The organism is Nostoc sp. CMAA1605, from assembly GCF_021596505.1.
Taxonomy (GTDB): Bacteria; Cyanobacteriota; Cyanobacteriia; order Cyanobacteriales; family Nostocaceae; genus Trichormus.
Genome location: NZ_PJIZ01000106.1, coordinates 1 through 13,466, shown reverse-complemented (window position 1 = coordinate 13,466; position 13,466 = coordinate 1). Strand labels below are relative to the sequence as shown.

At 38.4% G+C, this 13,466-nt stretch carries 14 protein-coding genes; 5 read left to right on the top strand and 9 right to left on the bottom strand.

Annotated elements, in window-relative coordinates:
* Nucleotides 1–48: 48 nt before the first annotated feature.
* The 3 genes from CV014_RS25455 to CV014_RS25445 form a co-directional block, all read right to left on the bottom strand.
* Nucleotides 49–285: a mersacidin/lichenicidin family type 2 lantibiotic gene (locus CV014_RS25455; protein ID WP_236144564.1), complete on the bottom strand. Its 237-nt coding sequence runs from the start codon at nucleotides 283–285 to the stop codon at nucleotides 49–51.
* Nucleotides 286–310: 25 nt separating this feature from the next.
* Nucleotides 311–664, bottom strand: coding sequence for a mersacidin/lichenicidin family type 2 lantibiotic (locus tag CV014_RS25450; RefSeq protein WP_236144563.1), 354 nt, complete (start codon nucleotides 662–664; stop codon nucleotides 311–313).
* A 207-nt stretch (nucleotides 665–871) separates the two neighbouring features.
* Nucleotides 872–1,111: a mersacidin/lichenicidin family type 2 lantibiotic gene (locus CV014_RS25445; protein ID WP_236144562.1), complete on the bottom strand. Its 240-nt coding sequence runs from the start codon at nucleotides 1,109–1,111 to the stop codon at nucleotides 872–874.
* Between the two features lie 219 nt (nucleotides 1,112–1,330).
* Between CV014_RS25445 and CV014_RS25440 the strand changes: the two genes are divergently transcribed.
* From CV014_RS25440 to CV014_RS25430, 3 genes are all read left to right on the top strand, one after another.
* Nucleotides 1,331–2,491 carry a sigma-70 family RNA polymerase sigma factor gene (locus CV014_RS25440; protein ID WP_236144561.1) on the top strand — a complete coding sequence of 387 codons (1,161 nt, stop codon included), beginning with the start codon at nucleotides 1,331–1,333 and terminating at the stop codon, nucleotides 2,489–2,491.
* Between the two features lie 4 nt (nucleotides 2,492–2,495).
* Nucleotides 2,496–3,653 (top strand): DUF1822 family protein, encoded by a 1,158-nt coding sequence (locus tag CV014_RS25435; RefSeq protein ID WP_236144567.1) that lies wholly within the window; start codon nucleotides 2,496–2,498, stop codon nucleotides 3,651–3,653.
* Between the two features lie 110 nt (nucleotides 3,654–3,763).
* Nucleotides 3,764–6,313, top strand: coding sequence for a CHAT domain-containing protein (locus CV014_RS25430; RefSeq protein ID WP_442946945.1), 2,550 nt, complete (start codon nucleotides 3,764–3,766; stop codon nucleotides 6,311–6,313).
* A gap of 71 nt (nucleotides 6,314–6,384) precedes the next feature.
* Here CV014_RS25430 and CV014_RS25425 read toward each other — a convergent pair whose 3' ends face one another.
* The 6 genes from CV014_RS25425 to CV014_RS25400 all read right to left on the bottom strand — a co-directional run bounded on the left by CV014_RS25425 (nucleotide 6,385) and on the right by CV014_RS25400 (nucleotide 12,046).
* Complete coding sequence (locus tag CV014_RS25425) at nucleotides 6,385–7,368, bottom strand: alpha/beta fold hydrolase (RefSeq protein ID WP_236144566.1); 984 nt, start codon at nucleotides 7,366–7,368, stop codon at nucleotides 6,385–6,387.
* 155 nt (nucleotides 7,369–7,523) lie between these two features.
* Complete coding sequence (locus CV014_RS25420) at nucleotides 7,524–9,131, bottom strand: DUF4419 domain-containing protein (protein ID WP_236144559.1); 1,608 nt, start codon at nucleotides 9,129–9,131, stop codon at nucleotides 7,524–7,526.
* A gap of 328 nt (nucleotides 9,132–9,459) precedes the next feature.
* The gene (locus tag CV014_RS25415) at nucleotides 9,460–10,083 is read right to left on the bottom strand and encodes a hypothetical protein (RefSeq protein WP_236144558.1); all 624 of its coding nucleotides are present in this window, start codon (nucleotides 10,081–10,083) and stop codon (nucleotides 9,460–9,462) included.
* A gap of 42 nt (nucleotides 10,084–10,125) precedes the next feature.
* Nucleotides 10,126–10,431 (bottom strand): hypothetical protein, encoded by a 306-nt coding sequence (locus CV014_RS25410; RefSeq protein ID WP_236144557.1) that lies wholly within the window; start codon nucleotides 10,429–10,431, stop codon nucleotides 10,126–10,128.
* Nucleotides 10,432–10,442: 11 nt separating this feature from the next.
* Nucleotides 10,443–11,147: a cadmium resistance transporter gene (locus CV014_RS25405; RefSeq protein WP_236144556.1), complete on the bottom strand. Its 705-nt coding sequence runs from the start codon at nucleotides 11,145–11,147 to the stop codon at nucleotides 10,443–10,445.
* A gap of 260 nt (nucleotides 11,148–11,407) precedes the next feature.
* Nucleotides 11,408–12,046 carry a DUF1003 domain-containing protein gene (locus tag CV014_RS25400; protein ID WP_236144555.1) on the bottom strand — a complete coding sequence of 213 codons (639 nt, stop codon included), beginning with the start codon at nucleotides 12,044–12,046 and terminating at the stop codon, nucleotides 11,408–11,410.
* A 220-nt stretch (nucleotides 12,047–12,266) separates the two neighbouring features.
* On the opposite strand from CV014_RS25400, the gene CV014_RS25395 reads away from it, so the two are divergent.
* Nucleotides 12,267–13,001, top strand: a complete 735-nt coding sequence (locus tag CV014_RS25395; RefSeq protein ID WP_236144554.1) for a dienelactone hydrolase family protein — start codon at nucleotides 12,267–12,269, stop codon at nucleotides 12,999–13,001.
* A gap of 217 nt (nucleotides 13,002–13,218) precedes the next feature.
* Nucleotides 13,219–13,466 (top strand): saccharopine dehydrogenase NADP-binding domain-containing protein (locus tag CV014_RS25390; RefSeq protein ID WP_236144565.1); only part of this gene is annotated, 248 nt, incomplete at its 3' end.

The following is a 13,466-nucleotide window of genomic DNA, read 5'->3' as shown; positions in this document are numbered from 1 at the left end:
AAATTGTGAGAATAATTTTGACAATTTCACTGTAGTCTTACTTTTGTGTTAAGATGCGAAGCTGCAAAGAAGTCTTCCAGTACATAAAATACCTTTAGTAATTCCTGGTGTCCCTTTACAAATAAAACCGTCAGTAATTCCGCCACCAGCAAGGGTTTGTGTGACTTCATTAGGCAGTTCAATCATCCCGGCAGGATTTTCAGGTAATTGAGAACGTTGTTCATCACTCAAGCTATTACGATAGTCTTCATCTTTCCAAGCGCGGATAATGTCAAAGTTAGACATGATTTTTCTCCTTTGATGGTTGTAATTATTTTCGGAAATTGATTGTGTTTTGTTCATCTTTTAGTTGATAAGATGGTTTTGAGTATTTAGTCTCCAGAGTGTAAAATTGGATAATAAAAAGGCTCAATCCATCTTTGGCTACACTAAGAAAATTGTGTGAATACTTTTTTTCGTATAACTGTAGCCTTACTTTTGTGTTAGATGCAAAGCTGCAAAGAAGTCTTCCAGTACATAAAATACCTTTAGTAATCCCTGGCGTTCCTTTACAAATAAAAACCGTCAGTAATTCCGCTCCAGCAAGTGTTTGTGTGACTTCATTAGGCAGTTCAATCATCCCGGCGGGATTTTCAGGTAATTGAGAACGTTGTTCATCACTCAAACTGTTGCGATATTCTTCATCTTTCCAAGCGCGATAATGTCAAAATTAGACATGATTTTTCTCCTTTGATGTTTGACAATTATTGTGGGAAATAAACCTTAGTTTGAAGTATTAACTGTACTTTGGTCTTTCTGTCTTCTCTACGATGGCTTTGAGTGTTTATGCAGTGGCTGAGAAGATTTTGTGCAATTAAACTAACTTTCCTTCTTAGTTAACACTGTGTTCATAACCTAGATCGCAAATACGTCCACAAGTAAAAGCAGCACGTGTGGGTATACAACATACAGTGGCTTTAGTGAATGCTCCACCAGCAAGTGTTTGTGTGACTTCATTAGGCAGTTCAATCATCCCGGCAGGATTTTGAGGTAATTGAGAAAGCTGTTCTGCACTCAAACTGTTACGATATTCTTCATTTTTCCAAGCGCGAATAATGTCATTATTAGACATGATTCTCCTCCTTTGATGTTTGCAATAATTTTCAGAAACAGACTTTGGCTTTCAGGAGTTGACCTGTACTTAAGTCGTTCTTTGTCTCTCTACGATCGCTTTATGTCTTTATGCACGTAATAAGAAAATCTTTAAATGTAAGAAATGTCTGCTTGGAATGCTATATTACAATCAAGTAGAAACTCGTAATCTTTTAATTTTCTATACTTAAAAAATTTTATGCAACCCCGACAGGGTATTATAGAAATATTCTCCACCTTTGTGCAGTTCGATGCAGATAGGTTCAGTGTTTGGGTGACTGATAGCAAACTAAACCGAAGTATCAAAAAATGCTTAGAACAACATCCACAACAGACATCGGATAACTTTTGGGTGCTGTACTGGTACAAAATCTGGGAAATAGAAGCCAGTCCTTTAGCAGTAGGGCATATTTCCGCTTATTTGCAAGAGGTATGTTATTGGGTGGCGAGAAAAATAGCCTTAAATTTTTCGAGTCAATTTTCTATTGCTGATTGTTTTCAGATAGCGATTTCCTGCATTCATAAAATTCTCAAAAATTTTAATCCTGAATATAGTACAAGCTTAAAAAGCTATGCAGAATTTGCCTTTGAGCGTTTTCTGAAAGATTCCCTACGTGTGGGAAAGGAAGCAGATATCTGCACTGACTGGGCTTTACTGCATAAGATTAGCCGCAAGCGGTTGGTAAATTCCTTAAATCATGCTGGTTTTAATAGTCAAATTATCAATAATTACGTCCTAGCTTGGGAATGTTTTAAGGAACTCTACACCAGTGACAATCAAACTATCCGTCAGCTAGGAAAACCAGATAATGTAACATGGCAAGCCATCACTCAACTTTACAACAGACAAAGCTTGAGTCAACTAACTCCCGAAACGTTGGAAAAATGGTTGAGTACCTGCGCCAAAGCTGTACGAGAGTTTCTTTACCCCAAATTTGTGTCTGTAGATGCTCCTATTTCTGGGCAGGAATCAGGTAATTTATTAGATACATTACCCGCAGATTTACCAACATCATTAATTACGGAAATTATCGCCCAAGAGGAAGCTAGAACTAGACAAACACAACAAACACAATTAAACCAAGTGTTGATGGATGCTATGGCAGGTTTGGATATTCAGGCTCAACAATTACTCCAAGCTTATTATCAGCAAAATCTGACTCAACAACAAATTGCCGAAAAGTTAGAAATTAAGCAATATTCAGTCTCTCGTCGCCTAAGTAGCATTAAACGCTCATTACTCACTACACTAACGCAGTGGAGTCAGGATAATTTGCATATTTCGCCGACATCTGTCGTAGTCGATGCCGTCAGCAAAAGTCTAGATGAATGGCTTACCAATTACTATAGAACCTCTTGAGATTATGTTTGATCATGCTGTGGGTTTCGCTGTTGATAATGACTTGGTTCTAGAAGTGGTTCAGACATCACCAAATCTAGAGCAGAATTACTCTACACCTGGTGCTTGTCAGCGTGCTTGGGTTAATCAAGTTTGTTTAACTACATTTTTAGACTGGTTGCAAGGGGAAGTTACACCCCATGCGAGAGTTCATCCCAACACTGCTACTGTACCGAGTATTTGGGAAGTGGTTAACGGTACGGCTGTGAATTTTGATAACTCGCGCTTGGTATTAATTCCTACCTTAGCAATGGATGGGGATGAATTGCGTGTACCTCAAGAATGGGTAGATATTCCTGAATGGGTAGCTGATTATTATTTGGCTGTGCAGTTAAATTCTGAGGAAGGCTGGATGCGGGTTTCTGGTTACACAACCCATCAACAAGTGAAAAGTTTAGGAGTTTATGATGCAGGCGATCGCACTTACAGTTTAGAATCTGATCAGCTCATTTCCGATTTGAATGTACTCTGGGTAACTCGCCAATTGTCTCCTGAAGAAATCACGCGCGTGTCGGTTGCACCTTTACCACCCTTACCCCAAACCCAAGCAGACAATTTACTGCAAAGATTAAGTCACGCAGATATCAAATTTCCGCGTTTAGAAGTTCCCTTTCAACTTTGGGGAGCATTAATCACTCATGGCGGTTGGCGACAACGTTTGTATGAATTGCGTCAAGGAGTTGTAGAATCAGCATCCGTAGGGCAATGGTTACAAGCAGGTGTAGCAAATTTTGCTCAACAATTAGGCTGGGAACGACGACAGTTTTTAGCTGCGTCTTCCGGTATGCGGAGTGCAGAAAGTCAAGTTTCTCTTTTGGGGTTATCTCGACAAATATTAGTAGCTGGTAATACTTATGAGTTACGAGTTATTTCTCAAGGTAATCCTGATGAAAACATTTGGCGGTTTGAATTACACCCGACAAATTCAGACAATCTCATTCCTGTAGGCTTTCAACTCAGATTACTCACAGAAGACTTACAACCATTTCCTCACAATGAAGATACCGCGACAATTCCTAGAGAAGAATTATCTGTAGAAGTGATGTTAGAAGCTGGTGAAAGTTTAGTTTGGGAGGTTACGCCTTTACCGCTAGACTATGAGCGCGAAATTTTGCGTTTTTAGTTGGGGACTGGGGACTGGGGATTGAGAAACAGAGTAAAGTACAGGAAAATACTATCCCCACACTCTCACCCCTATACCCCTACACCAATACTTGTCAGGAAATGGTAGTAATGAAGAAGAAATTTTTTAATTTTTGGTTGCTGGTATTAAGCACTATATTAATATGTGTTTTAGTAACTCCAGCCTTCGCAAATATTCCTCAAAAGACAATTATCAATCAAGATTCACAATCAAATATTGTTGAGAGTCAAAAATTATATGAAAGTGGGAGATTTGCTGAGGCTGTGCAAATATTACAGCAGGCAGCTCAAGGATATCAACGCCAGGGAGATAGTTTAAAACAAGCTGTGGCTTTGAGTAATTTATCATTGGCTTATCAACAACTTGGTGATTGGCAGCAAGCACAATTAGCTATGACTAAAAGCTTGGAGTTACAAAAAAATAAAAGTCAGAATTTAGCAGTTTTAGCACAAACTCTAGATATTCAAGGACGCTTATATCTCCTCACAGGTAAGCCAGAATTAGCTCTCACAACTTGGAAACAGACTGAAGATATTTACACTCAACTAGGCGATCACAATGGTATAGCCTTAGCACGACTTTATCAAGCTCAGGCATTACGCCATCAAGGTTTTAATCAGCAAGCTATTAAGCAATTAGAACAGGTAAACCAAACTCTCAAATCTCAAGATGATTCTTTAGCAAAGGCAGATGTTTTACTGTCTTTGGGTGATAGCTGGGAAAATGTGGGAGAATTAGAAAAATCTCGTCTAGCTTTAGAAGCAAGTTTAGCAATTTATCAACGGCTGAAATCTCCAGAGAATATTGCTTTAACTCTTCTCAGTTTAGGTAACAACGCGCGTATACAACAAAAAAATTCTCAGGCGATCGCATTTTATCAACAAGCATTTAATATTTCACCTGCAACCCTAACAAAAGTTAAAGCTAGACTGAATCATCTCAATTTATTAATTGCAGATAAACAACTTACAGCCGCACAAGATTTAATTCCTGAAATCCAATCTTTACTTTCACAACTTCCACCGTCGCGCCCTTCAATTTATGCCCGTATTAACTTGGCGCACAGTTTAGGTAGTTTAAATACTCCCACATCCCAAATCGCTCAACTCCTGGCTAAAGTTGTACAACAAGCCCGGAGTATAGAAGATATCCGCGCTGAAGCCTATGCTTTAGGTAATCTTGGTAGCTTGTATGAAACAACACAACAGATCCCTGAAGCTATTAACCTCACACAACAGGCTTTGATATTGGCACAAACTAGCAAAGCCCCAGAAATTAGTTATTTATGGCAATGGCAATTAGGTAGATTATTCAAAGCCCAAGGTAATTTTACAGGAGCGATCGCAGCTTATGATGCAACTATAGAAACATTAAATTCATTGCGTACTGATTTAGTCACACTCAATCAAGATATTCAGTTTAATTTCCGCGACAATGTTGAGCCAGTTTATCGTGAGTCGGTGGCTTTACTACTAGAAAATTCTGGAGACAAACCTGATATTCCCACATTAGAGAAAGCCAGAAACCGCATTGAGGCGTTACAGTTAGCAGAACTAGATAACTTTTTGCGCGAAGCCTGTTTACAAGGACAGAAGGTAATTTTAGATCAAATAGTAGATCAAGAAAATCCCAATACTGCCATACTGTATCCCATTATTCTGCCAAAAAGATTGCAAGTAATTGTGAAAATTCCTCAACAACCACTACGCCATTTTACAATTAACAAATCCCAGGCAGAAATTGAACAGACTTTAGCACAACTACAAGAATATATTTTAGAACCAGATAGAACAGAGGAAGTCCAAACCCTATCACACGAAGTCTATAACTGGTTAATTCAACCTATTGCCTCTAATTTAGCCACCAGTCAAGTTAATACTCTAGTATTCGTATTAGATGGAGCATTCCGAAATATACCCCTAGCTGCTTTATACGACGGTGAAAAATATTTAGTGGAAAAATATGCTGTGGCTTTAAGTTTAGGGCTTCAGCTATTAGCAAACAAACCTTTAGCACAAAAACCTGTGAGTATACTGGCGGCTGGTTTAGTACAACCACCACCACAATTTCCCACATTCCCACCCTTACCAGGAATCAAGTTAGAATTTGACCTGATAGCTCAAACAGGAGCATCTACCAAAAAATTACTAGATCAAGACTTTACCAGTTCCACTCTCGAAAAAAACGTTAATACTGTTCCTTTTAATGTCTTACATTTAGCAACTCACGGACAATTTAGTTCTCGTCCAGAAAATACTTTTATTTTAGCTAGTGATGGTTCTATCAATGTTTTACAATTCGATAACTTACTGCGTTCTCAGAGTGAAACTAACACACAAATTCTAGAATTATTAGTTTTGAGTGCTTGTCAAACTGCCACAGGTGACAATCGTGCTACATTAGGATTAGCTGGTGCAGCAGTTAAAGCAGGCGCACATAGTACACTCGCTTCCCTCTGGCACATTAATGATCAATCTACTGCTATTTTAATTGGTGAATTTTATAGTGAGTTAATCAATAGTAAAGTCACTAAAGCTGAAGCTTTACGTCGCGCTCAAGTCAAACTATTAACAAATTATCCTAATTATAGTCGCCCTGGTTATTGGGCTGCCTATGTGTTAGTTGGTAATTGGATTTAAGCTGAGTTCTGGTCAAAAATACTTCTGATTAATGTCTAAATCCGAATTCTGTTGGTGTAGCAGAGTGCAACCTATGAGGAACTACTATGACTAACCTTTTCTAAAATTATTTTAATAGCATCTAAGATTAACTCAGGCTGATCAATCCAGACAAAATGACTACTTTTATTAGCATCAATTTGTACACAATCTGGGGATAAATTGATTATTCTTGTGTGCATTTGTTCTCGTAACTGATTAGCTGCTTTTATAGGTAAAAGCAGAGTCCAAAGGGATGTTTGAAAAAAAGTATGGGCTTTAATACTCACTATAGGTAGGGATTGAAACTGACTAGTTAACTGAAGTTGGCGACTGCTATTATCTAGGTTCAAGAGTTCTCGACTCATGGTAATCCAGTGTTTAGGACGGCAGAAAGAACGCTTAATTCGGTTTAGTTCTACTTGAGGAAATTTAGTTAATTCTGGTTTAATAATTTCAAAAGTACCAATTAATTTGAGTAATCGGATAATGCCAAATATTGACCCTAAAATTGACATGAAGAAACCCGAAGCAAAAAATAATTTTAAAGCTTGTAAATAGATGGACATCTTTAACATTCCGGTTTCATGGAGTCCATCAGTAAGTATCATCCCGATTACTTTTTCGGGAAAATAATGGGCATATAACCGGACGTTATAACTACCAAAGGAATTACCTACAAGAATATAAGGTGGCTCAATTCCCGCTTGTGTGAGAAGAGAATCTAATTCTGTAACAATTTGCTGACTAGTGCGTGGATGGGGACTATGATCACTCCAACCATATCCAGCACGATCATATATACAAACTCGTGATAGTTTGGCTATTTCTTGTACAAGCAAATAACCTTCAATTCCACCTAAACTGTGTTCTAAGATTACGGTGGGGCTAGACTTTCCCTCCGTGTAATAGTGTAAGCGATACCCACCCACATCAATTAGTTGTCCTGGCGGCGGTTGTCGATTTTCTCTTAAGCTAGCGATCGCCTGATAAAAAGTGGTAGCTAATATGACGATAGTTCCAATAGGAAATGACATCATGTTCCTTAATATATCCTGAATTGATAACGCAAATATTTTAATTCAGCTTTATATAAATTACATGAAAAATTAGATGTAAGTAAGTGGGCAAAAAACAACTGTTCTTGGCTGGATGGAATCCTCAAATTTATTTAGAGCAGATGTTACTACTTCTATTCTTCGGGCCAAGGCTCTAATTCATATTTGAATTGGATAACCTCAAAGTTAGAATCATCAAAGTAGTAATGACCCTGAGCTTGAAATATGCGCTCAAAAAGTTCTGGAATACTATTAGCAATAATTACAGGAGCTTGAAGCTGATTACTATCTAAAATGGGCTGTCCCAAAATTATGCGACATTCGCTCTTGAGCGTATCACAAAAGTAAGCAATACAGCGACCATCTTCAAGATCCATTAGATGAGTTACATAACAGTTAAAAGAATTTGGTTGGGAAATTTTATAAATCTTATGCAAACTATATTGAGGAATTTGCCAAAAATGACCGCTATTGGCGTAGAGTGTCGCGCCATCGAACCGCTCTAGCATTTCAATATGTTCTTTAGAAACTGTCTCTGAGAAGCTATCAAAAATTTTATGAAAGTCAGTCCAGTTAATTGGCGGTTGTGTGAGGTGCTGCTGTTGAACTTTGTCGAGTAATTGTGCAAAATCGTTGTTATGTTCGCACACTGCCCAACCAATCTCAGGTTGTAAAGTTTGCGATTGAGAATCTTGACGAACGCCGATGAAACCAGCGATTAATTCTAAAGAATATTCTTTCGAGTCTGCTAATTGCAGACGAAATGGAGCTTTAGAGATTCCTAAAGGCAAGCTCTTCGCACTAATACCGTGAGTTTCGTAGCTAAATGGTTGTTCGGAGGATGATGAACTGTTAGGTAAGGAGCAGAGATCTATTTCCAGAACAGGATTTCTAACTGAGGGAGCTTTAGTTACTGAATGTTTAATATAAGGAAACAAATCGCTCAACCAGCCAGTAATTAGTTCCCCGCCATAAACAGCTTGAGGCTTGTAGATACTGCGCCAAAATAAGAGAGATGGTCTACCTGAAGCAGTTTCTACAAACTCTTGACAGATTGGCATTAAGCGAGCAGTCCACCAGTCTAAGTCATACTTAGCCATGACTTGGATGCGATCGCCAATACTTTGCCAATCTTCTACAGTACCCAGCAGTGTAATCTCAGGAATGCCGCATATACAAGTCATTGCGTAGTTAAAATACTTTTGGAAGGTATTCATCATCACGATTTGACTGGCTGTGCGAGTGATGGGTGTCGTAGTGCTGAAGTTACATTCCAGCAATCGATACAGATCAGAGCCTACATGATCGCGGATCAATAATGCCCAATTTTGGACTGCTTCACTCCAATGCTGGGATTGCTGGGGGATTTGTAAGGTTTCAACTATCAGTTCTTGCTTGCTTTGATGACGAACAAAACGCGAACGCAAAGTTTCTGCATGATTGTTGATATGTTGAGCAAATCCTTGCGCTAAGGTGATCCAAATGATATCAGGTGTTAATAATAATGGGTGATGTTTACTAAAAGCCGCATGAACAGCAAATGCCAAAGAATGAGTACCTTGATCTTGAATTACTTCAAACGTATCATTATGGCTGAATGACAGCATTTGCTTTTCTAAATGCTTCTCCAACCGTAATTTGAAGTTTTCAGTAGGTAATTGTTTTTGCGTTTTTTTGACATCATCAACGCAAAAGCGAATTTTTCCTATAGTTTGTTCTAAGATAGGTGCAATTACTGGCATGAGCTAGTTTTGGTGATATTTTAGTGTTACTTAGTGTTTTCTAAATATAAAAAAGGAATTATGCCTTTTTTGGGAAGATGTAGTCTTAATTACAAAAGTTAATTATTCTTATATATTGGGTATTTTATTTATTGGAATTACCCTAAATTGAATATGGAGCTTTGCATCTGTTGCTTAATTTTAGAGAATTGGTAGAAGATTATTTAGCTTTATAAATAAGTTGAAAAATCTAATTAAATTACTATTTTGACAAAAAACCCTTCCTAATTCAGAAGGGTGAGGTATGATTTGGTACAGTAAGAGGTTGTGCGATCGCTAGATACAAGTATCAGTCAATTAGTTGTTTACTAGGAACTTGTGTATCAATTTCGGCTTGAGATAAAGTAGGTAGTACCCAATTAGTTTCACCAGTTTTGAAGACTTTTGCAGGTGTCAGATTAAATTCAATTGCGCCTGTAGTGGGATTAGTCTGAGCGATTGATTGTGTACCATCTACAAACTTAACAGCAATTGGTTCAGTTAGTTCTTCAACTGGAGCATTTGGATTTAAAACCACTTGAGAACCTGCGGGTAAGTATATACCATCACAATCCCAATCATCATCTGTAATTTGACCTGCGGCTAAATAATAAAGTTGCGTTGGAGATTTTTTGCCTTTGTTGGCATAAACGCCTAGAGTTTTACCAGTTTCATTCAGACACTGCGCTCGTTTTTTGGCAGTTTCCATGACAGATTTTTGAGCTTGCAATTGTGCTAGTCTGGCTTGTAATTGCTCAGATGTATAACCAGTTTGTTCTGGCGTATTTTGGACACTCAAAAGTTGATTAATTTCTTGAGTAACTTCCGTATAATCAGCCCCTTTGGTAAAGTCCTTGCTAGCCCAAGCAGGTTGAGAAATTGTGAAGTTAACAATTAATGCTAGAGCTATAAGTATAATTTTGATGAACTGCATATTTTTCTCCTTGATGTGAGTAGTTATGAGACTTTCTCTGATTTATACTGATGGCAATTGTTGAATATGGGGGAAAATTTCCAGCTTTTTAGGACTTACCCAACGATTAATAAATTCATTGTTTCTGCGGACTTTAATTTGCACTTTTTTAGGGCTTAACTTTACTACTTCAGCCGGAATTTTCTGCACATTAACAGCATCAGGACGATTTTTATAAAGCCACATAACTTTTTGTCCAATTTCAAAGTTATTAGCTACAGACATATTTGTGTCTGCCAAAGCGGGAACGGAAAGTAAGAAATTGATTCCCAGCACTACAAAAATTACAGAAAGAGAAATAACTTTCATACTGTTAACAGTTACAAACTTTGCGTTTTGAACTTAGAAGTTTGAATTACTTTGATCAGTCCCATGAGACATATACAAGTAACTGTCAAACCAAGAGGAGTTAGAGAAGAACTGTCTAAGATAATAAATACGCCCAAACCTATCAAGACAAAGGGAACCAGATGATTACCATAGCGTGCCAGTAAATTAGCGATCGCACTTTGACAAGTGAGTTTATAAGTCAAATAACACCACACACCGACTAAGCATAAAAACACACCAATTATTACTAGTAAATCCGTCACGGAACTATGGGCAAATAATGGCATATAAATGCCCACATTATCACTACCGTTAGCAATAGTAATAGCTGCCACACTATAAGCTTGAGGAGATAAAAAACTCGCAAAACTAGAACTATGAGATAATTTTATTTCCGATTCCGTCTCCTCAGAGTCATCGCTATCTGCATTCAGCCAACGATTTAAGCCAATGATGATTGGAACTAAACCTAAAAGTCCCATCCATTGTGATGGTAAGATTAAACCTCCCAAAAAACCGACTAAACTAGCAATCACTAAAGTACAGAAACCCAAATACTGACCGATGACAATATGTCGATGCTGGAAAGTTTTATTCACCTGTGAGAATAATAGTGTCAGAATGACTAAATCATCAAGATTGGTGGCGGTAAAAGCTGTGATACCTGTGGAAAGATTAGTAATAAATTCGTTCATTTCTAGTTCTTCTGATTTTTTTAATGGGGATGATGTCAAGGAGTGCAAGTCTATGTCTGCAAATACTGGGGAAATTACTACTGAATGAAGCGTTTAGATGTAGCATTTCCTGTTCCATAGGAAGGTTGTAGCTGCTGAGATTGAAGGGACTAGGGACTGAGTGACAACTTTTTTGGAGTTTAATTTTTCTCATCTGTTGATGTTTTCATCAGCTTGGCTATTGTTTGTAGAGGGAATCACAACAGCAATTTATATCTGAGTTATTGGTTACGAGTCAGTTTTTCTACAACTTTGTGATTGTTAACAACTGTTTTGTCAATGATAAAAGGTTTATGATTAGTGCTTTTTTGAGGAAATTTGTGATTAGTTTGCAAATGTAACCCAGGTAATATAGTAACCTTCATTTCCTGGCTATCTTTAGCAGCAGGAATAAGAGTTACTCTCAATTCATTAATTACTTGTTGCTGGTCTTTGATGATTTGAGTTAACTCATTGAGCTTTTGAGAGTGTAATTCATCTAATTTTTGGTGTAGTAATTCGATATTTTGACTAGCTTTCAGGTTTACTTGGTGGTCAATTTCTGCATTTCTGCGGTCTGTATCAGATTGGCGATTTTGACTCATTAATACAATAGGTGCTGTGTAAGCAGAAGCAAATGAAAATACTAAATTGAGCAGAATAAATGGTGATTCATCCCAATGGGGAACTCCTGGTGTTAAGTTTATTCCTACCCATCCCGCTAAAACTGCACTTTGACAAATGAGAAATTTCCAAGAACCTACATGACTGGCTAATTTATCAGCTAGATGTTGTCCACGAGTTAATTCTTCTGTGGATGTGTCTGGATGGTTTTTGATAATTTGATGTCGATTTGATAATGTATTTTTGGTAGACTTCATACTGCACCTTTTAGTTAATTACGGTTGTGTTCGCTTCGATGACTTTTAATTTACGTCTTTCCCACAATAGGAGCAAATACTCTTTTTTGTTAAAAGGATAAATTAAAGTGATGAATAAAACAGGAAGCAAATAGCTCTAATTTCGTGGCTGTTGTTAAAATCCCGATTTTCGGGTTAAGTCTTGTAAAAGCTAGTGAAAGCCTGAGATGGAGCGAAACCAATGCAGATTACTAAGCGGAATGTGGAATTGCGGGTGGACGATAGTTTGATGCGGGTTTATGTAGCTACACCAAAACCCGCAGGTGTTTACCCTGGGATTTTGTTTTACAGTGATATCTACCAGTTGGGTGGTGCGATGTTGCGGTTAGTTAACTACTTAGCTGGGTTTGGTTATGTGGTAGCAGCACCGGAGATTTTTCACCGTATTGAGCCTATTGGGACAGTCATCGAACCGGACGACTTGGGGAGAATGCGGGGGAATGATGCTGCAAGGCGGACTGCGATCGCAGAATATGATGCAGATTGCCATGCTATGATTGACTTCCTCAAGACAGATAGCGCAGTTGACTCCAATAAAATCGGTACTCTCGGCTTTTGCATCGGTGGTCATTTAGCCTTTAGAGCCGCCTTCGCTAGTGAAATTAAAGCCTCTGTCTGCTGCTACCCTACAGGTATTCCTAGCGGTAAATTAGGTAAAGGAATCGCTGATAGTATTCATAGAGTAAGTAAAATTACAGGCGAAATGTTATTAATTTTAGGTACTCTCGACCCCCACATCCCAGAAACAGACCGGAAAACCTTAATTACATCCCTAGAACAAGCTAAAACTCGGCATCAAGTATATATGTATGAAGCAGAACATACATTCATGCGCGACGACGGCTATCGCTACGACCCAGCCGCTTCTACGTCAGCTTGGAAGGAAATAATTGATTTCTTGGGGAGAGTGTTTTAGTTAGGGGTGTAGGGGAAGCAGGGGTGCAGGGGGCAGGGGCAGGGGAGACAAGGAAGACAAGGGAGACAAGGGAGAAGTATTATTTGTTAATGACTATTGACTAATGACTAATGACTAATGACTATTGACCATTGACTATTGACCAAAGTCTTACTTGTAACTGATGTCAATGTCACCAAAAGCTGGTCAAATAGAGTTATCGTTGCCTACAGGAGTGATGACAGACCGCGTTTTAATTCTGGGAGGACGGGGGCGCATTGGTCGCAGTGTTGCCCAAGATATAGCTACCCATACACAAGCCAAAATTACAATCACTGGGCGTTCCCCTGGGACAGTTCAGGGTGCTGATTTCCCTTTGCAGGTGTTGGATTTAGCAGAGGTGGATAAGTTGCGGGAGGCGATCGCTAATTCTGATATAGTGGTTCACTGTGCCGGGCCATTTCATTACCGTGATGCAAATGTTCT

What these genes read in the sequence shown, in the direction of transcription:
- CV014_RS25455 (WP_236144564.1), bottom strand. Translation starts at nt 285, where the DNA reads ATGTCTAACTTTGACATTATCCGCGCTTGGAAAGATGAAGACTATCGT.
- CV014_RS25445 (WP_236144562.1), bottom strand. Translation starts at nt 1,111, where the DNA reads ATGTCTAATAATGACATTATTCGCGCTTGGAAAAATGAAGAATATCGT.
- CV014_RS25440 (WP_236144561.1), top strand. Translation starts at nt 1,331, where the DNA reads ATGCAACCCCGACAGGGTATTATAGAAATATTCTCCACCTTTGTGCAG.
- CV014_RS25435 (WP_236144567.1), top strand. Translation starts at nt 2,496, where the DNA reads ATGTTTGATCATGCTGTGGGTTTCGCTGTTGATAATGACTTGGTTCTA.
- CV014_RS25430 (WP_442946945.1), top strand. Translation starts at nt 3,764, where the DNA reads ATGAAGAAGAAATTTTTTAATTTTTGGTTGCTGGTATTAAGCACTATA.
- CV014_RS25425 (WP_236144566.1), bottom strand. Translation starts at nt 7,368, where the DNA reads ATGTCATTTCCTATTGGAACTATCGTCATATTAGCTACCACTTTTTAT.
- CV014_RS25420 (WP_236144559.1), bottom strand. Translation starts at nt 9,131, where the DNA reads ATGCCAGTAATTGCACCTATCTTAGAACAAACTATAGGAAAAATTCGC.
- CV014_RS25415 (WP_236144558.1), bottom strand. Translation starts at nt 10,083, where the DNA reads ATGCAGTTCATCAAAATTATACTTATAGCTCTAGCATTAATTGTTAAC.
- CV014_RS25410 (WP_236144557.1), bottom strand. Translation starts at nt 10,431, where the DNA reads ATGAAAGTTATTTCTCTTTCTGTAATTTTTGTAGTGCTGGGAATCAAT.
- CV014_RS25405 (WP_236144556.1), bottom strand. Translation starts at nt 11,147, where the DNA reads ATGAACGAATTTATTACTAATCTTTCCACAGGTATCACAGCTTTTACC.
- CV014_RS25400 (WP_236144555.1), bottom strand. Translation starts at nt 12,046, where the DNA reads ATGAAGTCTACCAAAAATACATTATCAAATCGACATCAAATTATCAAA.
- CV014_RS25395 (WP_236144554.1), top strand. Translation starts at nt 12,267, where the DNA reads ATGCAGATTACTAAGCGGAATGTGGAATTGCGGGTGGACGATAGTTTG.